The organism is Nocardioides conyzicola (assembly GCF_039543825.1).
In the GTDB taxonomy this organism is placed as follows: Bacteria; Actinomycetota; Actinomycetes; order Propionibacteriales; family Nocardioidaceae; genus Nocardioides; species Nocardioides conyzicola.
In genome coordinates this window covers 469104-491986 of record NZ_BAABKM010000001.1, presented here as the reverse complement: position 1 = coordinate 491986, position 22883 = coordinate 469104, and the positions used below count along the sequence as shown (strand labels likewise).

Genomic DNA, 22883 nt, shown 5'->3' with positions numbered 1-22883 from the left:
ATCCGCACGCCGGGCGCCAGCGAGCCGGCAGCCCCGGCCACCGGTGCACGCCGACACGGACGGCGTCGTGGGACGCCTGGTGCGAGGCGTGCCGGTCGCGGCTCACGAGTCGAGCCACTCGCGGATCGACGCGTCGTGCTGGCCGAGCGTCGGGGGAGCGAGGTGCTCGGACCGACCCCCCGAGTAGGGGTTGTCGTCGAAGCGGATCGGCGAGCCCGGCAGGTCCAGCGAGCCCTGTGTCGCGTGGTCGACGGTCAGCAGGAGCCCCTGGGAGAGCACCTGGTCCCAGCTGTAGACGTCGTCCATCGAGCGCACCTTGCCCGACGGCACGCCGGCCACCGACAGCGCCGCGAGCCAGTGCTCGGCCGGCTCGTCGGCGAAGAACGTCTCCATGCGCTCGATCAGGGCGTCGCGGTTGGCCACCCGCAGCGCGTTGGTCGCGAACTCCGGCTCGGCGGGATCCCAGCCGAAGGCTCCGCACAGCGCACGCCACAGCCCCTCCGAGCCGCACGCGATCTGCACCGGCGCCGTCGCCGTCGCGAACATGCCGTACGGCGAGATGGACGGGTGGTGGTCGCCCGCGAGACCGGGCACCTCGCCCCCGACGGTCCAGCGGGTGCCCTGGTAGGCGTGCACCCCGACCATGCCGGCCAGGAGCGAGGTCCGGACGACCCGGCCCAGGCCCGTCCGGGTCCGCTCGTGCAGGGCCGCGAGCACGCCGTACGCCCCGTTCATGCCGGCGATCAGGTCGGCGATCGGCACCCCCACCTTCGTGGGCTGGGCGGTGCCGGTGATCGACATCAGCCCGCCCTCGCCCTGCGCGATCTGGTCGTAGCCGGCGCGCTTGGCCTCCGGCCCGTCGTGCCCGAAGCCGGTGATCGACAAGATGATCAGGCCCGGGTTGAGCTCGTGCAGCCGCGAGACCGGGAAGCCGAGCCGGTCGAGCACCCCGACCCGGAAGTTCTCCATCAGCACGTCGGCGCGCTCCACCAGGCGCGCCAGCACGTCCTGGTCGGCATCGGCCTTGAGGTCGAGGACCAGCGACTCCTTGTTGCGGTTGGCCGACATGAAGTACGTCGACTCGCGCTCGTCGTCCGCGCCGACGAACGGCGGGCCCCAGCCGCGCGAGTCGTCCCCGGTCGGCGACTCGATCTTGATGACCCGGGCCCCCATGTCGCCGAGCATCATCGCGGCGTGCGGGCCGGCGAGCGCGCGGGTCAGGTCGAGGACGATCAGGTCGGAGAGCGGGCCGTCGGTCATGCCTGCACGCTACTGAGCCCGACCGACCCCGCAAACGGCCAGAGGTGCCAACGACGACGTACGGCGGGGGTTCAGGACTGCCACATCCACTCCATCTCGGACACGGTGCGGTCGCGGGTCTCCGGCCCGGTGAGCTCCTGCACGACGTACAGGCTGGCGTCCACACCCGCGGACACCCCGGCGGACGTCACGATCCGCTCGTCGCTGCGGACGAACCGCTGGCCCTGCACCACCTTCGTCGTCGGCGACAGCGCGGCCAGCTCGTCGAACGCGTCGTGGTGCGTGGTCGCCGACCTCCGCTCGAGCAGACCGGCAGCACCCAGCAGCAGCGCCCCGGTGCAGACCGAGAGGAGCAGCTCGACCTCGGCCGCGCGCTCGCGCAGCCAGGCGAGCAGCCGCTCGTCCTGCAGCAGGGGCCGGGTCCCGGCGCCCCCGGGGATGACGAGCACGTCCGCCGGCGGCGCGTCGTCGAGGGAGTACGTCGGCGTGACGGTGAACCCGCCGCGACCGACCGCGGGGGCCTCGGTGAGCCCGACCGAGAACACGGAGAAGGGGCTGCCCTCGCCCAGCTCCCCGGCCACGTTGAAGACCTCGTAGGGGCCGGCGAAGTCGAGCACCTCCATGTCGTCGAAGGCGAGGATGGCAACGGTGCGGTGACTGCTCATGGGGTCATTGTCCCGACGTGTCGGCGTCGGGTGGTTGGGTAGCCACATGACGACCTCTGCGACGACGTACCGCCTGGTGCGGCCCGACGTCGCGGTCGACGTGCCCACGCTCGACCAGCACCAGCAGCGCGTCGTCGACCACCCCGGCGGACCGCTGCTGGTGCTCGCCGGTCCCGGCACCGGGAAGACCACGACCCTGGTCGAGGCGATCGTCGACCGGATCGAGCACCGGGGCGCCCGGCCCGACGAGGTCCTGGCACTCACCTTCTCGCGCAAGGCCGCCGAGCAGCTCCGCGACCGGGTCACCGCCCGGCTCGGTCGGACCATGTCGACCACGCTCAGCTCGACCTTCCACTCGTTCGCCTACGCGCTGATCCGCCGCTACGCGCCGGCGGAGCTCTACGAGGCGCCGCTGCGGCTGCTGAGCGCACCCGAGCAGGACGTCGTGCTCCGCGAGCTGCTCACCGACCACCCGGAGTCGGTCACCTGGCCCGACTCCCTGTCCCGGGCGCTCGGCACCCGCGGCTTCGCGCGCGAGGTGCACACCGTGCTGTCCCGCGCCCGCGAGAAGGGCCTCGACGGCGAGGAGCTGCGCCGGCTCGGCGAGGCCGAGGGGCTGCCGGAGTTCGTGGCCGCCGGGCTCTTCCTGGACCAGTACCTCGACAGCCTCGACAGCCAGGGAGCCATCGACTACGCCGACCTCATCCGCCGAGCGACGATCGAGGCGGAGGTCCACCGCGACGAGCTGCGCGCCCGGCTGCGCCACGTCTTCGTCGACGAGTACCAGGACACCGATCCCGGGCAGGTCGCGCTGCTCCGGGCGCTCGGCGGCGACGGCCGCGACCTCACGGTCGTCGGCGACCCGCACCAGTCCATCTACGGCTTCCGCGGCGCCGAGGTGCGCGGCATCCTCGACTTCCCGACCGAGTTCCCCCGCGCGGACGGTGCCCCCGCCGACGTGGTCGCGCTGCGCACGACCCGTCGGTTCGGCCCGCGGGTGCTGGTCGCGTCGCAGCGGCTCGCGCACCGGCTGGCGCTGCCGGGCTCCATCCCGATCGAGGCGCGAGAGGCGTTCCTCGACCCGCAGGCGGCGCCCCACGAGCTGGGCGACGGCCGGGTGGTCGTCCGCACCTTCGACACCGAGCGGGCCGAGGCCGAGCACCTCGCTGACCTGCTCCGTCGCGCGCACCTCGAGGACGGCATCGCCTGGGACGACATGGCCGTGCTGGTCCGCTCCGGGCGTACGTCGATCCCGCCGCTCCGCCGCGCGCTCGGCGCGGCCGGTGTCCCGGTCGAGGTCGCCAGCGACGAGGTGCCGCTCGTCCGCGACCCCGCGGTGCTGCCGCTGATCGACGCGCTGCGGGCCGTGGTCAACCTCGACAACACCCAGGTCGACCACCTCGACTACGTCGACCCGGCCCGCGCGGAGGCGCTGCTGCTCGGCCCGCTCGGCGGCCTGGACGCCGGCGACGTACGCCGCCTGGCGCGGCAGCTGCGCGCCCGCGAGAAGGAGCAGAGCAAGGCCGAGGAGCGGGCGCCCCGCACCTCGCGCGAGCTGGTCCGCGCGGCCGTCGTCGAGCCCGCCTGCCTCGACGGCCTCGAGGGACCCGAGGTGGTCCGCGCCCGCTCGCTCGCCCAGCTCCTCGTCGACGCCCGGGAGGAGCTGGCCGCGGGCGGGTCGGCCGAGGAGCTGCTCTGGACCCTCTGGTCCCGCACCGGCTGGCCGGCGCGGCTGCGCCGCTCGGTCGACCTCGGCGGAGGTGCCGCCCGCCGGGCGCACCGCGACCTCGACTCGGTCTGCGCCCTCTTCGAGGTGGCCGCACGGGCCGAGGAGCAGCGCGACCACGTCGGGGTCCGCGCGTTCCTGGCGACCCTGGTGCAGCAGCAGATCCCGGCCGACACGCTGGCGGACCGGGGCGCCCGCGGCGCCGCCGTACGCCTGCTGACCGCGCACCGCTCCAAGGGGCTGGAGTGGCGCCTCGTCGTCGTCGCCCACGTCCAGCAGGAGGGCTGGCCCGACCTGCGCCGCCGCTCGACCCTGCTCCAGGCCGACCGGATCGGCGAGGACGGCCTCGTCCCGCCGGTGTCGACCCGGGAGCTGCTGATGGAGGAGCGACGGCTCTTCTACGTCGCGTGCACCCGCGCCCGGCAGCGTCTGGTCGTCACGGCCGTCGCGTCGGCCGAGGACGACGGCGAGCAGCCGTCGCGCTTCCTCGACGAGCTCGGCGTCACCGTCGAGAAGGTGGTCGGCCGGCCGCTGCGCCCTCTCTCGATGCCCGGCCTCGTCAGCGAGCTGCGCCGTACCCTCGCCGATCCCGACACCACGCAGCCGCTGCGCGACGCGGCCGCGCGCCGCCTCGCCCGGCTGGCGGGCGAGTCGGTCGGCCACCGCGCGCTGGTGCCGAGCGCCGACCCGTCGACGTGGTGGGGCACCCGCGCCCTCAGCCGGTCGGTGCAGCCGGTGCGCGACCCCGACCAGCCGGTGCCGGTGTCGGCGAGCGTGCTCGAGTCGCTGCTGGTGTGCCCGACGCAGTGGTTCCTCGAGCGCGAGGCGGGCGGCGTCGCCCGTGCGCACCAGTCCGCCAACCTCGGCGAGCTGCTGCACGCGCTCGCGCAACGCGTCGCGACCGGTGAGGTCGAGCCCGCGGTCGACGTCCTGATGGAGCACGTCGACGCCGTCTGGGACCGGCTCGACTTCCGCACGCCGTGGTCGAAGGCCCGCGAGCACGAACGAGTGCGGGCGGCGCTCGGCCGGTTCCTGCAATGGCACGTCACCAACCCGCGCCGGCTCGTCGGCACCGAGACCCAGTTCTCGACCGTGGTCCGGCTCGACGACGGCGAGCAGGTCACGCTGACCGGGTACGCCGACCGGCTGGAGCTCGACGCAGACGGCAACGTCGTCGTGGTCGACCTCAAGACCGGCCGCACCAAGCCCAGCAACAAGGCGGTGGAGAGCCACGTCCAGCTCGGGCTCTACCAGTACGCCGTCGACCACGGTGCCGTCGACGAGCTGGTCGGGGGCGGGGCCCGTGCCGGTGGCGCCGAGCTGATCCAGCTCGGCATGCTCGACGGCGGCCCGGAGGCGGTCGTCCAGCCCCAGTCGCCCCAGCCGGAGGACGGTCCCGACCGCGAGCTGCTGCGCGAGCGGCTGGGGCACACCGCCTCGCTGCTGCGCGCGGAGGAGTTCCCCGCCGTCGCCGGCCAGCACTGCCGCGAGTGCAGCTTCGTGCCGATCTGCCCGATCAAGGGCGCCGGGTCGGTGACGTCGCAATGACGGGACCGGTGACCGTGGACATCGCCACCCCCGCGGACCTGCAGCGGGTGATGAGGACCGACTACGCGCCCAGCGAGCAGCAGTGGGCGGCCATCTCGGCGCCGCTGAGCCCGGCGGTGGTCATCGCCGGTGCCGGCTCGGGCAAGACCACGCTGATGGCCGCCCGGGTGGTCTACCTGGTGGTGACCGGTCAGGTGCGTCCCGACGAGGTGCTCGGCCTGACCTTCACCACCAAGGCCGCGAGCGAGCTGCGGCACCGGATCCGCGGCGCGCTGAGCACCGCGGGTGCCCTGGAGGAGACGGGCGAGAGCGACGACGTCCTCGAGCCGACCGTCGCGACCTACAACGCCTACGCCTCGACCCTGCTCACCGACCACGGTCTCCGGATCGGGCACGAGCCCGACACCCGGGTGATCACCGACGCGGCCCGCTACCAGCTCGGCGCCCGCGCGGTCGACCGGTTCACCGGCGAGGTCCGCCACCTCACCGACCACCCGGCGACCGCGATCCAGAACCTGCTCGCGCTCGACAGCGCCATGAGCGAGCACCTCGTCTCGCCCGACGCCGTGCGCGCGCTCGACGCGGAGGCCCGGGTCGGCTTCGAGCGGGCGCTCGCCGAGGAGGTGGCCGGCAAGAACCGCACCACCTACCGCGAGCCGCCCGAGAAGGCGATGCACGCGATCGACCGGCGCACCGAGCTGCTCGGCCTGGTCGAGGCCTACCGCCGGCTGAAGCGTGACCTCGGGCTGATGGACTTCTCCGACCAGATCGAGCTCGGCGCCCGGCTCGCCAGCGAGCAGCCGGACGTCGGGGCGCTGGAGCGCTCGCGCTTCAAGGTGGTGCTGCTCGACGAGTACCAGGACACCTCGGTCGCCCAGGCCACGATGCTGTCCCGGCTCTTCGGCGAGGGGCACGCCGTCACCGCGGTCGGTGACCCCAACCAGGCGATCTACGGCTGGCGGGGCGCGTCGGTCTCCAACATCCTCAACTTCGGCGACACGTTCCCCTCGGCGACCGGCCCGGTCCCGACGTACCCGCTCACCGTCAACCGCCGCTCCGACGCCCGCATCCTCGAGGTCGCCAACCGGCTCGCGGCGCCGCTCTACGACAAGTACCAGCAGGTCGAGCCCCTGGTCGCCAAGCCCGGCGCCGAGGTCGGCTCGGTCGCGATGCGGGTCTTCGAGACCCACGCCGACGAGCTCGACCACCTCGTGACGGCGGTCCAGGAGGCGCACCACGAGTCGTGGGCCGCGATCGGGGTGCTCACCCGCGACAACGCGCACGCCGAGGACGTCTTCGACGCGCTCACCGGCGCCGGCGTCCCCGTCGAGATCGTCGGCCTCTCCGGGCTGCTCCGGCTGCCGGAGGTCGCCGAGGTCGTGGCGACCCTGCACCTGCTCCACGACGTCACCGCCAACGCCTCGCTGCTGACGCTGCTGACCGGCCCGCGCTGGGCGATCGGGCCCCGTGACCTCCGGCTGCTGAGTCGGCGCGCCCTCGAGATCGCCGGCCGGCAGGGGCGCGGCGGCGAGTCGGCGTCGATCACCGACCACCTGCTCGAGATCGCCGACGGCATCGACCCCGCGGAGATCCCGTCGCTCGACGACGCGCTCCGCGACCCGGGGGAGGCGCCCTACTCCGCCGAGGCCCTGGAGCGCTTCGCCCTGCTCTCCGGCGAGCTGCGCATGCTCCGGACGTACGTCGGGGAGCCCCTGCTCGACATCGTCCGCCGGATCATCGACACCAGTGGCACCGACGTCGAGCTCGCGTCGGCGGTCAGCCCGGCCGCGACCGCCCGCCGCGACAACCTCGACCTGTTCGTGAAGGCGGTGGCGGAGTTCCAGGCCGTCGACGGTGACGTCACGCTGCCCGCGCTGCTGGCCTACCTGACCGCGGAGGACGACCAGGGCAACGGCCTCGACGTCGCCACCCCGACCGAGGCCGACTCGGTCAAGCTGCTGACCGTGCACCGGTCCAAGGGCCTGGAGTGGGACTCGGTCTTCCTGGTCGGGGTCTGCGAGACCCGCTTCCCGTCCAACCGGTCGCGCACGCTGTGGACCTCGTCGCCGTCGATCCTGCCGGCACCGCTGCGCGGCGACGCCCACGACCTGCCGCAGCTGCAGGGCTGGGACAAGGCCGCGCTGGACGCCTACCGGCAGGACACCCGCGACCACGACGCCGAGGAGGAGCTGCGGCTCGGGTACGTCGCGTTCACCCGGGCGGCGCACCACCTCTCCGTCACGTCCTACCTCTGGAGCACCCGCGCGACGCCGTTCGGGCCGTCGTCCTACCAGGCGACGGTCCGCGACCAGCTCCGCGCGTGGGGCGAGCCCGACGACGGCTGGCTCGACAAGCCGGTCAAGGGCGACCCCAACCCGTACGACGCCGTCGACCCGTCCCGCCCGTGGCCGCCGACCGGCACCGGACGGGAGGCGGCACTGCGGATCGCGGCCGCGCAGCGGGTCCGCGACGTCGACCCCGCCTCGGCCGACCACGGCCTGGACATGATCGAGGCGGCCCGGGTCGCCGAGTGGGACGCGGAGCTCGACCGGCTGCTGGCCGAGGCGCGCCGCGACCGCAGCTCGGACATCGCCGTACCTCTGCCCAGCAGCCTGTCCGCGACGGCCCTCGGTCGGCTGCACGAGGACCCCGAGACGTTCGCCCGCGACCTGGCCCGGCCGATGCCGCGAGCGCCGTCGTCCGCGGCGCGGTTCGGCACCCGCTTCCACGCGTGGGTCGAGGCGCGGTTCGGCCAGCAGGACCTCTTCGACTACGGCGACCTGCCCGGGCGGGGCGATGCCGGCATCGACGACGACGCCGACCTCAAGGACCTGATCGCCACGTTCGAGGCCGGCCCGTTCGCGACCCGCGTCCCGCACCAGGTCGAGGCGCCGTTCGCGCTCGTCCTCGACGGCCAGGTGGTCCGCGGCCGGATCGACGCGGTCTACGCGGACGAGACGATGGGCGACGGTGGCTACCTGCTCGTCGACTGGAAGACCAACCGGTCGGCGAGCGCCGACCCGCTCCAGCTGGGGATCTACCGCCTGGCCTGGGCGGAGCTGCACGACGTACCCCTCGAGCGGGTGCGCGCCGCGTTCTACTACGTCCGCACCGGCGACCTCGTCGAGCCCGAAGGACTGCCGGGGAGGGCCGAGCTCGAGGCCCTGCTGGGTGCCCCATCTGGGTCATCCTGAACGACGCCTGCCTGCGCCAGACTGGGGCCGAGCATCACGATCTCGGAGGCAACGTGGAGCAGCGCGACCTGCAGCAGTGCGACCTGGTGATGAAGGGCGGCATCACGTCGGGGGTGATCTATCCCGCGGCGCTGGTGCGGCTGGCGGAGAGCTACCGCTTCCGCGGGCTGGGGGGCACCTCGGCGGGCGCGATCGGCGCGGCCGTCGGGGCGGCGGCGGAGTTCGGCCGCGAGACCGGCGGCTTCGCCCGCTTGGCCGAGCTGCCGGACTCGCTGGGCGAAGGCGCGCTCGGCGAGCTGTTCCACCCGCAGCGGCGTACGGCGGGGCTGCTGCGACTGCTCTTCGCCTCCCTGCGCTCGGGCACGGGCGGGGTGCTCCTGGCCGCCGTCGCGGCGTTCCCCGTGGCCTCCGTGCTGGGGGTGCTGCCGGGGATCGCGGCTCTCGTGATCGGAGTCCTGTCCGGTGGCGTCGCCGGCGTCGTCCTCGCGGCCGTCGGGGTCGTGCTGATCCCGATCGGCTGGGCGCTCGCGGTCGGCCTCCGCCTCTACCGGATCGCCACGGTCGACCTGCCGGCCAACCTCTTCGGGATCTGCCGCGGCCTCGGCGCCGACGGCAGGCCCGGCTTCACCGAGTGGCTCGGCGACGCGATCGACGAAGCGGCGGGGCTCACGGGCGAGCAGCGCCCGCTGCTCTTCGGTGACCTGTGGACCGGCGAGGCGGCCCGGCCGGTCGCCGGGTTCGGCACGCCGATCACGGCAGACCCGGACATCGACCTCCGGATGATCACGACGTGCCTGAGCTTCGGCCGCCCGTACGAGCTGCCGATGGACGCGCGGACCTTCTTCTACGACGAGGAGGTCTGGGCGACGCTCTTCCCGCCGCCCGTGATGGCGGCGCTGCGGGCCGGGAGCGACCCGGTGCCCGCCGACCTCGACGCGGTGACCAGCGAGACCGGGTGGCTCGACCTCGTCGCGTCCCGGCGCGGCCTGCGCAGGCTGCCGCCCGCGCGGTCGCTGCCGGTCATCGTCGCCACCCGGCTCTCGCTGAGCTTCCCGGTCCTCATCTCGGCCGTCCCGATGTGGGACGTCGACTTCGCTGCGGAGGACACGCGGACGGCGATGGCTGCGGTGCGGGACGCGCTGCGGGCGGACACGACGCCGCCCGACGGCTCGGCGACGTTTCGGGAGCTGTGGTTCTCCGACGGCGGGCTGTGCAGCAACTTCCCCGTGCACTTCTTCGACGGTGCGCTGCCGACGCGGCCGACGTTCGCGATCAACCTGGGCTCGTTCCCCGACGGCCGCGCGCCGGACGCCGACCAGCGCCACAACGTCGAGTACGCGCGCACCAACGACGTCATCCCGGCGACGTACTCCGGTCTCCCGGCCTCGGGGCTCGGTGCGCTGACCGGCTTCGCCGGCCTGGCCTTCGACACGGCTCGCAACTGGAGCGACTCCTCGCACCTGCAGTTCCCCGGCTACCGCGACCGGATCGTCAAGGTCTTCCAGACCGACCGCGAGGGTGGCCTCAACCTCGACATGGAGCAGGGCGTCATCGACGACCTCGGCGCCCGGGGGCGAGCCGCCGCCGACGCAATGGTCGAGCAGTTCGGCACCGACCACTACCAGCCGCCGCACGCGACCGGCTGGGACAACCACCGGTGGGTGCGCTACCGCGCGCTGCTCGCCTGCATGCCGGCGTTCCTGGGCTCGTACGCGCGGGGCCGGGCGGCGCTCGGCATCGAGCCGGACCCGCCGCCGTCGTACCCCTTCAACCGCACCGCCACCCGGGCGCTCGCCGACGAGCTCACCGAGGCGCTCGACCGCGCCGCCGCCGTGGTCGCCGCCGCCGACTCGGAGACGCTCGCCGACCTCACCGGCGTCCCCAACCCGGAGGGCGTCATCCGGCGGGTGCCGCGGACCTGACCTCGAGCTCGGCGCGCTCGGCATCGTCGACCCAGGCGGCGGCGAAGGAGTTGGCCACGATTGCGGCGAGCTGCTCCTCCGTGGCGCCGACCTGCTCGAGGGCGGCGAAGTTGGCGTCGACCTGGCCGCCGAAGTACGCCGGGTCGTCGCTCGAGACCGTGACGCGGATGCCGGCCTCGAGCATCGCGAACACCGGATGCACCTCCATCCGGTCGACGGCGCGCAGGGCGACGTTGGACAGCGGGCACACGTTGACCGCGATCTGCTCGTCCGCGAGGCGCCGGACCAGCTCCGGGTCCTCCATCGCCCGCAGCCCGTGGTCGACCCGCTCGACGCCGAGGTCGTCCAGCGCCTGCCGCACGTACTCCGCGTCGCCCTCCTCACCGGCGTGGCAGGTCCGGTGCAGGCCGTTGGCCGCCGCCCGCGCGAAGACGTCGCGGAAGAGGGACGGCGGATAGCCGATCTCGGTCGAGTCCAGCCCGACGCCGATGATCAGGTCGCGGTACGGCGCGACCGCCGTGAGCATCTCGTCGGCGGCCTCGGCGCCCAGGTCGCGGGTGAAGTCGAGCACGAGCGCGCAGGACAGGCCGTCGCGCCGGGCGTCGGCGAACGCGCCGGCGTACCCGTGCATGACGGCCTCGAGCGGTACGCCGGCCCGCACGTGCACCATCGGGTTGAAGAACGACTCGGCGCGCACGACCCCCGCCTCGCGGGCGCGGCGCAGGTAGAGCGCGGCAAGGTCGTGGAAGTCCTGCTCGGTGCGCATCACCGCGAGGTTGACGAAGTAGACGTCGAGGAAGTCCTGCAGGTCGCCGAAGCGGTAGCGCGCGTCGAGCACGGCCGGGTCGTAGCTCGGGAGAGGCACGCCGTTGCGCTGGGCGAGCTCGACGAGCAGCTCCGACTCCAGCGCGCCCTCGAGGTGCAGGTGGATCTCGGCCTTGGGGACGGCGGACCAGTCGGTCATCCGAGCACCGCCTCGACGCGGGCCTGCTCGCGCGCGGCACTCGGGTTCTTGACGCCGGCCCGCGAGCCGCGCAGCTTGGCGGCGACGTGCTCGGAGACCGTGACCGGCTCGTAGAACGCCTCGCCGCGCTCGAGCGCGGCGGGCAGGGTCTCGATCAGCGCGTCGGCGTTCCAGTCGTGGAAGAACGCGGCCGACCGCCGGCGCCTGATGGTGCCGTCGACGACCGGCGGCTTCACGCGGTGCAGGGTGGACATCCACTCGTCGTTGGTGACCCGGGCGGCGATGTCGCCGAGGTTGACGAGCAGGGCGCCGTCGGCCGGCATCACGTCGTGCCAGGTCCCGTCCTGGCCGAGCACCTGGAGGCCCGCGACCTGGTCGGCCCAGAGCACGGTGACGAAGCCGAAGTCGGTGTGCTCGCCCATCCCGGTCAGGTCGGCGCCGAGGTCGATCTCGCCGGGCGGGAGCGCGTAGTTGTTCATCCGCAGCACGTTGATGGCGTGGTCGGAGACGGCCGCGAAGCGCTCCCGGTCGGTGCCGAGCGCGTCAGCGAACGCGTCCTGCAGCACGTGCGCGACCCGCCGCGCCTCGGCGAAGTACGCCGTGACCCGCGGCTCGAAGTCGGCGGTGTCCGGCCAGGTGTTGGCGGCGTAGTCGTCGCTGGTCGCGGTGAAGCCGGGGTAGTCATCGTCCGACGCCCCGACGTTGTAGGCCTCGAAGAAGTCGTTCATCCGGGTGACCGGGTCGACGCCGAGCGTGTAGCTGAGGGACTCGCTCTTCGGTGGGCTGTAGCCTCGGTTCTCGGCGGCGGGGCGCACCCACCGCTTCTTGGCCGCCAGGTCCTGCGCGAAGAAGTCGTCCATCGCCGCGGCCAGCCCGTCGGTCACCGCGGTCGGGACGCCGTGCCCGACGACCTGGATGAAGCCGACCTCGCGGCAGGCGCGGGCCAGGTCGGCCGCGACCACGGCCCGCTCGGCGGGCCCGTGGTCCTGGACGTACGGGCTGAGGTCGACGGTCGGTACGACGAAGGGTGCGGCCATGCGCCGATAGTAATGAGCAATCATCTGATTGCTGGCAACAATCAGATGACGACGCTGTTACAGGTCCGGTGAGTAGACCAGCAGGATCGTCGCCGGGCCCGGGCCGAGCACCCTCCACACGTTCGGCTGGTCGCCGGAGTAGGTGATCGTGTCGCCGGCGTCGAGCTCCCACTCGCCGCGGCCGTCGATGGTGACCGCGATCCGTCCGTCCGCGACGTACACGACCAGCTCGCCGTCGGAGCGGAACCAGTCGCCGAGGTCCTGGTCGGGGGTGACGCGGTACTCGCTGATCACCGTCCGTGCGCCGGCCGCCGTGACGAGGCGCCCCGACCCGGCGTTGGGTGCCTCGGAGACCCGGACGACCGGGCCCTCGCCGCGGCGTACGAGGTGGACCGGCTCGGACTCGGGCTCGGCCGGCATCAGCTCGGCCGGTGACAGGCCGAGCGCGGTCGCGATCCGGTAGAGGGTGAGCAGCGACGGCATCGTGCGGCCGTTCTCGATCTGGCTCAGGAAGGGCTGGCTGATGCCGGCCTGCGTGGCGACCGCGCGCATCGAGAGCTGGCGGGCGGCACGGGCCGCGGCGATCGACCGGCCGAGCGCGACCGCGATCGCCGCCTCGTCCTGGCCCTCGTTGGCGGGAGTCGTCACGCGCCGAACCCTAGGCGACATCCTCCGTGTCGCGCCGGGCCAACCAGGCGGCGACCCCACGGGCGGCCACCCGCCCGGCGCGGTTGGCGCCGATGGTGCTGGCCGACGGGCCGTAGCCGACCAGCTGCACCCGCGGGTCGGCCACCGCCGTGGTGCCGTCGAGCTGGATGCCGCCGTGCTCGGAGCGGAGGTGCAGGGGAGCGAGGTGGTTGACCGCGGGCCGGAAGCCGGTGGCCCAGAGGATCACGTCGGCGGGCCACACCTCGCCGTCGGGGAGTCGTACGCCGTCGGGCTCGATCCGGCTGAACATCGGGTGCCGCTCGTAGGCGCCGAGCAGCGAAGCCGCGCGTTCCTGCTCGCGCAACGCCAGCCCGGTCACGCTGACCACGCTGGCGGGTGGCAGGCCGCGGCGTACCCGCTCCTCGACCAGCGCCACGGCCGCACGGCCGGCGTCGGGGTTGAAGTCGTCGGTGCGCCAGACCGGCTCGCGCCGGGTGACCCACAGGGTGTCGGCCGCGACCGGCGCGATCTCGCCGAGCAGCTGGACCGCGGAGGCGCCGCCGCCGACGACCACGACCCGCTTGCCGGCGAAGTGCTCGGGACCCGGGTAGGAGACCGTGTGCAGCTGCTCGCCGCGGAAGTCCGCGGCTCCGGGGTAGTACGGCAGGTGCGGCTGGGTCCAGGTCCCGGTCGCGTTGACGAGGGTGCGCGTGGTCCAGCTGCGGTCGCCCGCGTGCACGACCAACAGGTCGCCCCGCTCCTCCACCCGGTCGACGCGGACCGGCCGCAGCACCGGCAGGTCGTGGGCGCGCTCGTAGTCGGAGAAGTACGCCGGCACGACCTGGTTGGCCCGGCCGTCCGGTGTGCCGGGGGCGTCGGCGTCCGGCAGTGCCGCGATGCCGTGCACGTCGTCCATGGTCAGGGAGTCCCACCGGTGCCGCCACGCGCCCCCCGGCGACTCGTCGGCGTCGAGCACGACGTGCGGGATCCCGCGGCGCTGGAGGTGGTACGACGCCGACAGCCCGGCCTGCCCGGCCCCGATCACCACCGCGTCGTACGTCTCCACGAGGGGTGAACACCGGCAGCCGCCCGGGTGTTTCCGGGACCGCTGCCGGCGGAACAACCCCGTCATGGTGTCGACGGATCCGCAGGCGGTGGCGTGGAACGTCGAGCTGCGCAGCTCGGGTCGGGTCTGCGTCGACGTCAGCCGCGGCCGCAGCGTCGTCTACCTGGTCGTCGGGGTCGCCATGACCGCCCTGGCCGCCGGGTTGCTGGTGAGCGGCGGGGTCTCCGGCATCGTCTGCGGTGCGCTCCTCGCGCTCGTCGCGGTGCCGATGCTGGTCCTGACCGTCCAGCAGGTCCTGCGCGTCGGCTCGTGGCGCTCGCCGCAGGTGCTCGTCGACGCGGAGGGTCTGACGGTGCGGCACGGCTTCATGCGCATCGCCTGGGCCGACCTGTACGGCGCGACCGCCTACACGCTGAAGTACAACCGGTGGGTCGCGCTCACGATGAGCCCCGACTCCTACGACGCCTGGGTCCGGTCGCGCTCCCCGTTCATGCGCCTGCTCGCCCGGAGACCCCGCCGCCGCCGCTTCGGCATCCTGCAGCTGCCGCCGAACCTCGCCGTCGACACCCGGGCCTTCGCCACGTGGCTCAACGACGAGGTCCGCGCCCGGCAGTACGCCGAGCTCGAGCGCGCCCGGCAGGGCCTGGACGCGGCCGTGCAGCACACGGTCGCCGAGGCCGAGCGCCTCGCCGAGGAGGACCGGACTCAGGCCTGAGCCAGCCCCGCCGTCAGCGCGATCTCGATCATCGCGCCGAAGGTCTGCTCGCGCTCCTGCGAGGTCGTCTCCTCGCCGGTGACGAGGTGGTCGGACACCGTGCAGATCGCCAGCGCGCGGCGGCCGTGCCGGGCGGCCAGGGTGTAGAGCGCGCTGGCCTCCATCTCGACCGCGAGCACGCCGTACTCCACCATCCGCGCGGACAGCTCGGGTCGCGCTGGGTAGAACGAGTCGCTGCTGTAGATCAGCCCGACGTGCACGGCCTCGTCGAGGTCCTGTGCGGTCGCGGCGTCGTACGCCGCCCGCAGCAGCCCGAAGTCGGCGACCGGCGCGTAGTCGAGGCCCTCGAAGCGGATCCGGTTCATCGACGAGTCGGTGCAGGCGCCCGACGCGATCACGATGTCGCGTACGGCGACCCGCTCGGTCATCGCGCCGCAGGAGCCGACTCGGATGATCGACTGCACGTCGTACTCCGCCATCAGCTCGTGGGCGTAGATCGCGAGCGACGGCTGGCCCATGCCGGAGCCCTGGACCGACACGCGCTGGCCCTGCCACGTGCCGGTGAAGCCGTACATCCCGCGGACCTCGGTGTAGCAGCGGGCGTCCTCGAGGAACGTCTCCGCGATCCACTTCGCGCGCAAGGGGTCGCCGGGCATGAGGACGAGGGGTGCGATGTCGCCGGCCTGGGCTCCGATGTGGGTGCTCACTGGGAGGAGACTAGCGTTGGGATCGTGACGTACCCGCACGAGCAGCTGTCGGCCAACCCGCACGACCGGACGGCCGTGCACCGCGCGGACGACGCCTGGCTGCAGGACCGCTGGGCCGACCCCGAGACCCGCGTCCTCGTGGTCTCCGGGACCCGGATCAAGCCCGTCGACGGGGCCATCGACTGGGTCGCGCCGGCCGAGGCGCCGGACGGGCTGCGGGTGCTGCTCGGCGAGCACGACGGGCGGGCCTGGTTCGCCGTCATCGTGGACGCCGGGATCTCGAAGGCCGCCCAGGGGGAGTGGACCCCGCTGCGCGGGCTGCTGCCCTCTCTGGCCGACGACGCGATGGCCGGCGCGCCGCTGGTCTTCCACGCGCTCGGCCTGGCCGAGTGGCTCTTCGTCACCCGCTACTGCCCGCGCTGCGGCGAGCCGCTCGCCCCGGCGAAGTCGGGCCACGAGCTGACCTGCGCCAACGGGCACACCCAGTTCCCGCGTACCGACCCGGCCGTGATCATGGTCGTCACCCACGGCGAGCCCGGCTCCGAGGACGAGCGCTGCCTCCTCGGCCGCCAGGCGGTCTGGCCTGAGGGCCGCTTCTCGACGCTCGCCGGCTTCTGCGAGCCCGGCGAGACGCTCGAGGACGCCGTACGCCGTGAGGTGGCCGAGGAGGTCGGCGTCGAGGTCGGCGAGGTGGAGTACTTCGGCAACCAGCCCTGGCCGCTGCCCGCGAGCCTGATGCTCGGCATGATCGGCCGGGCCGTGTCGACCGACATCACGGTCGACGAGCACGAGATCGAGGAAGCCCGCTGGTTCACCCGCACCGAGATGAAGACGCTCGCCGAGGCGGGCACGCTGGTGCTCCCCGGCGGCGTCTCGATCAGCCGCTCACTCGTCGAGCACTGGTACGGCGGCCCGCTCCCCGGCGCCTGGTAGCAGCGCTGCGGGTTTCGGCGGTCAGCCGGTGAAACCCGCGTCAGCTCACGCGCTCGCCAGCTCCGCGAGCTTCGCCTTGACCTGGACCAGCGACGGGTTCGTCTGGGCGGTGCCGTCGGAGTAGACCAGCGTGGGGACCGTCTGGTTGCCGTTGTTGGCCGACTCGACGATCTGCGTTGCGCTCGGGTCCTGCTCGATGTCGACGATGTCGAAGGGGATGCCCTCACGGTCGAGCTGGCTCTTCAGCCGGTGGCAGTAGCCGCACCAGGGGGTGGTGTACATGGTGAAGGAGCTGCTCATCTGGGACTGTCGCCTCCGACGTCTAGGGTGTGGTTCGTCCGCCTGATCCAACCATCGTGACGCAGGAGTTGTTCCCCGGATGCCCGCCCCCGACCTGCTCTCCGCCCTCGATCCCGAGCAGCGCCAGGTCGCCGAGGCGCTCCGCGGCCCGGTCCGGGTCCTCGCGGGCGCCGGGACCGGCAAGACCCGCGCGATCACCCACCGGATCGCCCACGGTGTCGCCACCGGCGTCTACGCACCCACCGAGGTGCTGGCGGTCACCTTCACCACCCGGGCGGCCGGCGAGATGCGGGGACGCCTGCGTGAGCTGGGGGCGGGCTCGGTCCAGGCGCGGACGTTCCACTCCGCCGCGCTGCGCCAGCTCCGCTACTTCTGGCCGCGCGTCCAGGGCACCGAGCTGCCCACCCTGATCGAGTCCAAGATCGGCCTGCTCGCGTCCGCTGCCCGCCGCCAGCGGCTCAACGCCGACCAGGCACTGCTCCGCGACCTCGCCTCCGAGATCGAGTGGTCCAAGGTCAGCAACGTCCGCCCCGACGACTACGCCAAGGTCGCCCGCGCCCGCGGCCGGTCGGTCTCCGGCCAGGACCACGACACCGTGGCGCGGGTGTTCGCGGCGTACGAGGACGTCAAGCGCGGCCAGGGCCGGATGGACATGGAGGACGTCCTCCTGCTCACCGCCGGGCTCCTCGACGAGGACGAGCGGGTCGCCGCCCAGGTACGCCGCCAGTACAAGTGGTTCGTCGTCGACGAGTTCCAGGACGTCTCGCCGCTCCAGTGGGCGCTGCTCAAGCTGTGGCTCGGCGGCCGCGACGAGCTGTGCGTCGTCGGCGACCCGGCCCAGACGATCTACTCCTTCGCCGGCGCCGACGCCCGCTACCTGCGCGACTTCCGCACCGAGTTCCCCGGCGCCGCCTCGATCGAGCTGGTCCGCAACTACCGCTCGACGCCCGAGGTGGTCGACGCGGCCAACACGCTCCTGGCCGGGTCGGACAGCCGCGGCGTCGACCTGCGTGCGCAGCGCCCGTCGGGTCCGTCGGTCACCTACACCGCGCGGCCGGACGAGGTGGCGGAGGCCGACGCGGTCGCGGCCCAGATCGCCCGGCTCCGCGACGGCGGCCGCTCGCTCGCCGAGGTCGCCGTCCTGTTCCGGATCAACGCCCAGTCGGAGTCCTTCGAGGAGGCGCTCTCCGCCCGCGGCGTCCCGTACGTCGTCCGCGGCGCCGCCCGCTTCTTCGACCGGCCGGAGGTGCGCGAGGCGGTCACCCGGCTCCGCGGCGCCGCCCGCTCCGGGGAGGGCGCCGAGGACGGCGTCGTCGCGTCGGTGACCGGGATCCTCGGCGGGATGGGGTGGACCCCCGAGCCGCCGACCGGTCGCGGCCAGACCCGCGACCGGTGGGAGTCCTGGCAGGCGCTGGTGCACCAGGCGACGGAGTTTGCCTCCACGCCCGGCGCCGACCTCAACGCGTTCGTCGACGACCTCGACCGCCGAGCCTCTGAGCAGCACGCACCGGTCGCCGACGGGGTCACCCTCGCCACCTTCCACGCGGCCAAGGGCCTGGAGTGGGACTCGGTCTTCCTGTGCGGCCTCCAGGACGGCACCCTCCCGATCACGTACGCCGAGACCCCGGCGGCGATCGAGGAGGAGCGCCGGCTGCTCTACGTCGGCATGACCCGCGCCCGCGTCGATCTCTCGCTCTCGTGGTCGCTCGCGCGCAACCCGGGCGGGCGCGGCTCGCGCAAGCCCTCGCGCTTCCTGGACCCGCTGCTGCCCGACGCGGTCAGGGCCACCGCGGACCAGCCGCGCAGCCGCAAGGTCGCCAGCTGCCGCGAGTGCGGCCGCCCACTGTCCACCGGCGCCGAGAAGAAGCTCGGACGCTGCGCGGACTGCCCGGCGTCGTACGACGAGGCGCTCTTCGAGCAGCTGCGCACCTGGCGCAAGGAGCGCGCCGACGAGGAGGGCAAGCCGGCGTTCGTGGTCTTCACCGACGCAACCCTGCAGCTCATCGCGGAGCACAAGCCGCAGACCCCCGACGCCCTGCTGAAGATCAACGGGATCGGCCGGTCCAAGGTCGAGAAGTACGGCGAGGACGTCCTCGCCCTGGTCGGCTGACCCCGGTCCGAGGAGATGGCAGAAACTTTTTGAGAAATGGGCAGTAAATCATTTGCCCCTTACCTGTATGAGCCGATAGTTTTCTCTCACTTACCAACCCGCGCACCACGGTCCTGGCACGGCCGGCGCACGAAAGCACTGAAGGAGGTGGCCTCGATGAACAGCAACAAGCTCTGGATGACGGCTCAGATCCCGTCCGGCTTTGGCATGCCCATGTCCGGCCACGCCTTCGGCGCTGGCATGACCGATGGCACGACGACCGCCGTCTCGCGTGAGCGAGTGGCGGACATCGCCGGCATCAAGGGAGCCGCCAAGGCGGACCGGGTCCTGACCCAGTCCTACCTCCCGGGGAACTCTGTCTGGAGACCACCGACCTGTTGACACCCAACAGCCTCGGCAACCTCCAGGCCGCGAATCCCCCACCGGGATTCGCGGCCTTTCTGTTTTTCCGAAGACCACGAGCACCGCACACCCACAGCGATCAGGTCAGAAGAAGGAGGTGACAACATGACCATCAGTGAACTCGTCCGCACCGATGGGACTGCCGAGGTCCTGCCCCAGGAGATCACCCTGGGCCAGCTCCACGACGAGGCCAACAGGGTCGACGAAGAGCTGCTCCCGTGCCGGATCAACAACCCGGAGCTCTGGTTCGCCGAGTCGCCCACCGACGTGGAGTTCGCCAAGGAGCTCTGCCTGGACTGCCCGGTCCGGTCGATGTGCCTGGACGGCGCCCTCGAACGCCGCGAACCCTGGGGCGTCTGGGGAGGCCAGCTCTTCCTCCAGGGCGTCGTGATCCCGCGCAAGCGTCCACGCGGCCGCCCCCGCAAGAACGAAGTCGCCGCCTGAGCCGAGGCAGCGTCCCCGAGAAGTGACCGCAGCACCCCCTTCCGACAACGACGTCAAAGGACACCGACATGAACATCAGCACCCCGGACCTGGTCCGCGCTCAGGTGAGCACGCGACTCGACGAGGCGCAGCACTGCCGACAGGGCCGCCGTCTGGCCCGCGTGATCAGCACCGGCCGCCGGGCCGAGCAGGTCGCTCAGCAGGCTCGACTCGCCATCGCTCGCACCCTCTGAGCACGCCGCAGATCCAGAAAGTCGACATGACTCCCATGACCACCACCGCGAACACGAACCCGAACGGACTCACCGAGATGAATCTTCTCCACGAAAATCTGGCCCGAGCGCAAATGTCCGAGCGCCTGGGAGAGGCGCACCAGCTCCAGCTGGGCTACCAGCTGGCCCGTGCTCGTCGACTCAGCCGCAAGGCCGAGCAGGCGGCACAGCAGGCGCGTCTGGCCCTCGCCCGCGCGCTCTGATCCAGAGGACACCACCTCACCCTGATCGCGGGTGACCGATGACCGGGAGCCGGTCTCGACGTACGACGTCGGGGCCGGCTCTCGGCGTCTCCGGAGGCGTACGTTGGATCCCGTGACCACCTGCGACTTCTGTGGACGCGTCGAGAGCGACGAGGCGAAGACGCTCACCTGGACGACCGCGGTCGAGCGCGGCCGCACCCGCTACTACTGCGACGAGTGCTCCCGCGCCCACCTGCGCGCCATGGAGGGCAAGCTCGACAGCGAGTGGTGGTGAGCCTCAGCCGATCTCCGTGCGGAGCACGATGTCAGCAGCCGAGCGACCGATCTCCACGATGAACGCCCCGGCCTCACGGTTCCACCCGCCGTCCCAGTGCTCGAAGGCCCGTTGCGGTACGACGACCCGCGCGGTGGCGCTCGTCCCGGGCTCGGCCTCGACCCAGGTGTGCGCGGCCAGCCACCGGACCGGCCGCTCGACCGTGCTGTCCGGGCGGGCGAGGTAGACCTGGACCAGCTCGCGTCCGGCGCGCGGGCCGGTGTTGGTCACCGTCACCGAGACCTCTTCCCCGGCGACCGCGACCTCGTCGTACGACCAGGTCGTGTAGCCCAGGCCGTGACCGAACCAGTACGCCGGCTCGACGCCGTCGCGCAGGAACCTCCGGTAGCCGAGGTGGAGACCCTCGGTGTAGTCGAGGCGCCCGTTCACAGGCGTGGTCGACGGGAGGACCGAGTCCTCCGCGGCCGGCCACGTCGTGGGGAGGCGGCCGCCTGGCTCGACCTGACCGAGGAGCACGTCGGCCAGGGCCCCGCCGAACTCCTGGCCCGGGAACCACGCCAGCAGGGTCGCGGCGACCTCGTCCCGCCACGGCATCAGCACCGGGGCGCCGGCGTTGACGACGACCACGGTCTCGGGGCGGACCGCAGCGACCCGGTGCACCAGCTCGTCCTGGCGCCCCGGGAGCGCCAGGCTGGTGCGGTCGAAGCCCTCGCTCTCGACCTCCTCGCTGGTGCCGACCACGACCACCGCGAGATCGGCGGCGGCCGCGTCGGTGACCGCGTGAGCGAGCGAGGCGTCGTCGTCCTCGACCGTGCAGTCGACGGCGAGCTGCATCGAGACGAGCAGGTCCTCGTCGGCGGTGTGGTCCTTGACCACGTGCACGAGCGAGACCCGGATCGCCTGACCGGCAGTCAGGGGCACGGTCGCCCACTCCTGGGGCGGACGCATCAGGCCCTCCACCGGGTCGGCGCCCGGGGCCAGCTCGAGCAGCTCGTCGAACGCGGGCCGGTCGTCGAGCCGGAGCCGGTAGCGCCCGACCCCGGAGGCGCCGATCCGGTACTCGCCGGTCTGGTCGGCTGTGACCACGGTGTCCAGCGCGATCTCGGTGATCAAGGCCGGGTCGACGCCCTCGAAGGCGTTGTTCCAGTTGAAGGCCGAGCCGAGGCGACGGTCGACGCCGAGCACCTCACCGCCCGCCCCCCGGAACTCGACGCGGATCCCGCGCTCGCCGTCGGGGGTGGTGAGCAGGTCGGCATCAGCGGCCGAGACTCGCTCGTGGCCGCGGGCACCCAGGCAGTAGGTCACCTCGACGTCCGGCCCGAGCGCCGCGATCAGCCCCGCGAGCGGCGAGACCGTCGCTGGGGGAAAGACCAGCGCGCTGCCACCACCCAGGAACCGGGCCTCGCGGGCGTTGGGCCCGATCACCGCCACCCGGCGCAGGCGCGTGGGGTCGGCGGGCAGCACCGGAGCGTCGCCGACCGGTGCGTTGCGGACCAGCACGAACCCGGCGGCAGCCGCGCGCTGCACCAGCGCGTCGCTCTCGTCGTCGGTCCACGGCGTCACCGGCGCAGGTTCCGGGCCGTCGGCGAGCGCGCCGACGCGGGCGGCCAGCCGGAGCAGGCGCAGCACCTTCGCGTCGACGGCGTCCTCGTCCACCCGGCCCTCGCGCACGGCGGTCACCAGGGCCTCGCGCCACGGGCCGGTCGGTCCGGGCATGACCAGGTCCAGCCCGCCACGCGCGGCCGGCTCGGTCGTGCGGCCGGCGTACCAGTCCGTCATGGTGACACCGTCGAAACCCCACTCCTCGTGCAGGACGTCGCGCAGCATCGGGCTCTCGGTCATCGAGTGGCCGTTGACCGTGTTGTACGCCGCCATCACCGACCAGGCGCCGGCGTCGCGCACGATCGTCTCGAACGGTGCCAGGTAGAGCTCGCGCAGCGGGCGCTCGTCGACCCGGGCGTCGACCGTCAGCCGGTCGGTCTCGGAGTCGTTGGCGACGAAGTGCTTGACGGTCGCGGCGACGCCCTGGGACTGCAGCCCCTCGACCAGGGCGGCGCCGATCGACCCGGTGAGCACCGGATCCTCGCTGAAGCACTCGAAGTGGCGGCCGCCGTAGGGCGAGCGGTGCAGGTTGACGGTCGGCGCGAGGACCACGTCGACGCCCTTGCGACGCGCCTCGTGGGCGAGGAGCCGGCCGAGCGTGGCGGTCAGCTCCGGGTCCCAGCTCGCGGCAATGGCTGTGGGTGAGGGGATGTTGGTCGACGGGTCGCGCTCGTCCCACAGCTCACCGCGGACGCCTGCCGGCCCGTCGGAGGTCACGATCCGGCGCAGCCCGATGGTGGGCTCGTCGTAGAGCGCCCAGAAGTCGGCGCCGGTCAGCAGCCGCACCTTCTGCTCGAGGGTCAGCCGGGCGACGAGCGCCGCCAGGTCGGGGGCGGAGAGGGACGAGGACATGGGGGATCTCCCGGTGTCGAGGATCGGGTGGGACGGGGG

20 protein-coding genes are annotated in these 22883 nt (G+C 73.0%); 11 read left to right on the top strand and 9 right to left on the bottom strand.

Annotation, left to right across the window (positions count from 1 at the left end; translation table 11 throughout):
- Window positions 1–102: 102 nt before the first annotated feature.
- Window positions 103–1260: a CaiB/BaiF CoA transferase family protein gene (locus ABEA34_RS02410; RefSeq protein ID WP_345518863.1), complete on the bottom strand. Its 1158-nt coding sequence runs from the start codon at window positions 1258–1260 to the stop codon at window positions 103–105.
- Window positions 1261–1331: 71 nt separating this feature from the next.
- Window positions 1332–1925 (bottom strand): DJ-1/PfpI family protein, encoded by a 594-nt coding sequence (locus ABEA34_RS02405; protein ID WP_345518861.1) that lies wholly within the window; start codon window positions 1923–1925, stop codon window positions 1332–1334.
- Window positions 1926–1971: 46 nt separating this feature from the next.
- Between ABEA34_RS02405 and ABEA34_RS02400 the strand changes: the two genes are divergently transcribed.
- Genes ABEA34_RS02400 through ABEA34_RS02390 form a run of 3 tightly spaced genes read left to right on the top strand, consistent with a single transcriptional unit; the run spans window position 1972 to window position 10315 of the window.
- The gene (locus ABEA34_RS02400; protein ID WP_345518859.1) at window positions 1972–5199 is read left to right on the top strand and encodes an ATP-dependent helicase; all 3228 of its coding nucleotides are present in this window, start codon (window positions 1972–1974) and stop codon (window positions 5197–5199) included.
- Window positions 5196–8393: an ATP-dependent helicase gene (locus ABEA34_RS02395; protein ID WP_345518857.1), complete on the top strand. Its 3198-nt coding sequence runs from the start codon at window positions 5196–5198 to the stop codon at window positions 8391–8393. Before ABEA34_RS02400 ends, ABEA34_RS02395 begins: the two co-directional genes overlap by 4 nt.
- Window positions 8394–8446: 53 nt before the next feature.
- Window positions 8447–10315, top strand: coding sequence for a patatin-like phospholipase domain-containing protein (locus ABEA34_RS02390; RefSeq protein ID WP_345518855.1), 1869 nt, complete (start codon window positions 8447–8449; stop codon window positions 10313–10315).
- On the opposite strand, the gene add is transcribed toward ABEA34_RS02390, so the two are convergent.
- The 4 genes from add to ABEA34_RS02370 are packed head-to-tail and all read right to left on the bottom strand — an operon-like array spanning window position 10290 to window position 14030.
- Complete coding sequence (gene add, locus ABEA34_RS02385) at window positions 10290–11279, bottom strand: adenosine deaminase (protein WP_345518853.1); 990 nt, start codon at window positions 11277–11279, stop codon at window positions 10290–10292. The genes ABEA34_RS02390 and add overlap by 26 nt on opposite strands.
- On the bottom strand, window positions 11276–12316 hold the full coding sequence (locus ABEA34_RS02380) for an isopenicillin N synthase family dioxygenase (RefSeq protein ID WP_345518851.1): 1041 nt from the start codon (window positions 12314–12316) through the stop codon (window positions 11276–11278). Before ABEA34_RS02380 ends, add begins: the two co-directional genes overlap by 4 nt.
- Window positions 12317–12373: 57 nt before the next feature.
- Entirely contained in the window at window positions 12374–12964 is a 591-nt protein-coding gene (locus ABEA34_RS02375) for a helix-turn-helix domain-containing protein (RefSeq protein ID WP_345518849.1), read from the bottom strand.
- Window positions 12965–12974: 10 nt separating this feature from the next.
- Window positions 12975–14030 (bottom strand): NAD(P)-binding domain-containing protein, encoded by a 1056-nt coding sequence (locus tag ABEA34_RS02370; RefSeq protein WP_345518847.1) that lies wholly within the window; start codon window positions 14028–14030, stop codon window positions 12975–12977.
- A gap of 64 nt (window positions 14031–14094) precedes the next feature.
- Here ABEA34_RS02370 and ABEA34_RS02365 point away from each other — a divergent pair, with 64 nt between their 5' ends.
- The gene (locus tag ABEA34_RS02365; RefSeq protein WP_345518845.1) at window positions 14095–14745 is read left to right on the top strand and encodes a hypothetical protein; all 651 of its coding nucleotides are present in this window, start codon (window positions 14095–14097) and stop codon (window positions 14743–14745) included.
- On the opposite strand, the gene deoD is transcribed toward ABEA34_RS02365, so the two are convergent.
- Window positions 14736–15452 carry a purine-nucleoside phosphorylase gene (gene deoD / locus ABEA34_RS02360; RefSeq protein WP_345518843.1) on the bottom strand — a complete coding sequence of 239 codons (717 nt, stop codon included), beginning with the start codon at window positions 15450–15452 and terminating at the stop codon, window positions 14736–14738. The genes ABEA34_RS02365 and deoD overlap by 10 nt on opposite strands.
- Before the next feature lie 24 nt (window positions 15453–15476).
- On the opposite strand from deoD, the gene nudC reads away from it, so the two are divergent.
- The gene (gene nudC, locus ABEA34_RS02355) at window positions 15477–16385 is read left to right on the top strand and encodes an NAD(+) diphosphatase (RefSeq protein ID WP_345518841.1); all 909 of its coding nucleotides are present in this window, start codon (window positions 15477–15479) and stop codon (window positions 16383–16385) included.
- Between the two features lie 45 nt (window positions 16386–16430).
- Here nudC and ABEA34_RS02350 read toward each other — a convergent pair whose 3' ends face one another.
- Window positions 16431–16685, bottom strand: a complete 255-nt coding sequence (locus tag ABEA34_RS02350) for a mycoredoxin (RefSeq protein ID WP_345518839.1) — start codon at window positions 16683–16685, stop codon at window positions 16431–16433.
- A 79-nt stretch (window positions 16686–16764) separates the two neighbouring features.
- On the opposite strand from ABEA34_RS02350, the gene ABEA34_RS02345 reads away from it, so the two are divergent.
- The 6 genes from ABEA34_RS02345 (at window position 16765) to ABEA34_RS02320 (ending at window position 20390) form a co-directional block, all read left to right on the top strand.
- Window positions 16765–18795 carry an ATP-dependent DNA helicase UvrD2 gene (locus tag ABEA34_RS02345; protein WP_345518837.1) on the top strand — a complete coding sequence of 677 codons (2031 nt, stop codon included), beginning with the start codon at window positions 16765–16767 and terminating at the stop codon, window positions 18793–18795.
- 156 nt (window positions 18796–18951) lie between these two features.
- Window positions 18952–19176: a hypothetical protein gene (locus ABEA34_RS02340; protein ID WP_345518835.1), complete on the top strand. Its 225-nt coding sequence runs from the start codon at window positions 18952–18954 to the stop codon at window positions 19174–19176.
- Window positions 19177–19302: 126 nt separating this feature from the next.
- On the top strand, window positions 19303–19641 hold the full coding sequence (locus ABEA34_RS02335) for a WhiB family transcriptional regulator (protein WP_345518833.1): 339 nt from the start codon (window positions 19303–19305) through the stop codon (window positions 19639–19641).
- Between the two features lie 68 nt (window positions 19642–19709).
- Complete coding sequence (locus ABEA34_RS02330; RefSeq protein ID WP_345518831.1) at window positions 19710–19874, top strand: hypothetical protein; 165 nt, start codon at window positions 19710–19712, stop codon at window positions 19872–19874.
- A 35-nt stretch (window positions 19875–19909) separates the two neighbouring features.
- Entirely contained in the window at window positions 19910–20116 is a 207-nt protein-coding gene (locus tag ABEA34_RS02325) for a hypothetical protein (protein ID WP_345518829.1), read from the top strand.
- Between the two features lie 112 nt (window positions 20117–20228).
- Window positions 20229–20390: a hypothetical protein gene (locus ABEA34_RS02320; protein WP_345518827.1), complete on the top strand. Its 162-nt coding sequence runs from the start codon at window positions 20229–20231 to the stop codon at window positions 20388–20390.
- 3 nt (window positions 20391–20393) lie between these two features.
- Here the strand turns inward: ABEA34_RS02320 and ABEA34_RS02315 are convergent, their stop codons facing one another.
- Window positions 20394–22844: a beta-glucosidase family protein gene (locus ABEA34_RS02315; protein ID WP_345518825.1), complete on the bottom strand. Its 2451-nt coding sequence runs from the start codon at window positions 22842–22844 to the stop codon at window positions 20394–20396.
- Window positions 22845–22883: the final 39 nt, after the last annotated feature.

What these genes read in the sequence shown, in the direction of transcription:
- ABEA34_RS02410 (WP_345518863.1), bottom strand. Translation starts at nt 1,260, where the DNA reads ATGACCGACGGCCCGCTCTCCGACCTGATCGTCCTCGACCTGACCCGC.
- ABEA34_RS02405 (WP_345518861.1), bottom strand. Translation starts at nt 1,925, where the DNA reads ATGAGCAGTCACCGCACCGTTGCCATCCTCGCCTTCGACGACATGGAG.
- ABEA34_RS02400 (WP_345518859.1), top strand. Translation starts at nt 1,972, where the DNA reads ATGACGACCTCTGCGACGACGTACCGCCTGGTGCGGCCCGACGTCGCG.
- ABEA34_RS02395 (WP_345518857.1), top strand. Translation starts at nt 5,196, where the DNA reads ATGACGGGACCGGTGACCGTGGACATCGCCACCCCCGCGGACCTGCAG.
- add (WP_345518853.1), bottom strand. Translation starts at nt 11,279, where the DNA reads ATGACCGACTGGTCCGCCGTCCCCAAGGCCGAGATCCACCTGCACCTC.
- ABEA34_RS02380 (WP_345518851.1), bottom strand. Translation starts at nt 12,316, where the DNA reads ATGGCCGCACCCTTCGTCGTACCGACCGTCGACCTCAGCCCGTACGTC.
- ABEA34_RS02365 (WP_345518845.1), top strand. Translation starts at nt 14,095, where the DNA reads ATGGTGTCGACGGATCCGCAGGCGGTGGCGTGGAACGTCGAGCTGCGC.
- ABEA34_RS02350 (WP_345518839.1), bottom strand. Translation starts at nt 16,685, where the DNA reads ATGAGCAGCTCCTTCACCATGTACACCACCCCCTGGTGCGGCTACTGC.
- ABEA34_RS02345 (WP_345518837.1), top strand. Translation starts at nt 16,765, where the DNA reads ATGCCCGCCCCCGACCTGCTCTCCGCCCTCGATCCCGAGCAGCGCCAG.
- ABEA34_RS02340 (WP_345518835.1), top strand. Translation starts at nt 18,952, where the DNA reads ATGAACAGCAACAAGCTCTGGATGACGGCTCAGATCCCGTCCGGCTTT.
- ABEA34_RS02335 (WP_345518833.1), top strand. Translation starts at nt 19,303, where the DNA reads ATGACCATCAGTGAACTCGTCCGCACCGATGGGACTGCCGAGGTCCTG.
- ABEA34_RS02330 (WP_345518831.1), top strand. Translation starts at nt 19,710, where the DNA reads ATGAACATCAGCACCCCGGACCTGGTCCGCGCTCAGGTGAGCACGCGA.
- ABEA34_RS02325 (WP_345518829.1), top strand. Translation starts at nt 19,910, where the DNA reads ATGACCACCACCGCGAACACGAACCCGAACGGACTCACCGAGATGAAT.
- ABEA34_RS02315 (WP_345518825.1), bottom strand. Translation starts at nt 22,844, where the DNA reads ATGTCCTCGTCCCTCTCCGCCCCCGACCTGGCGGCGCTCGTCGCCCGG.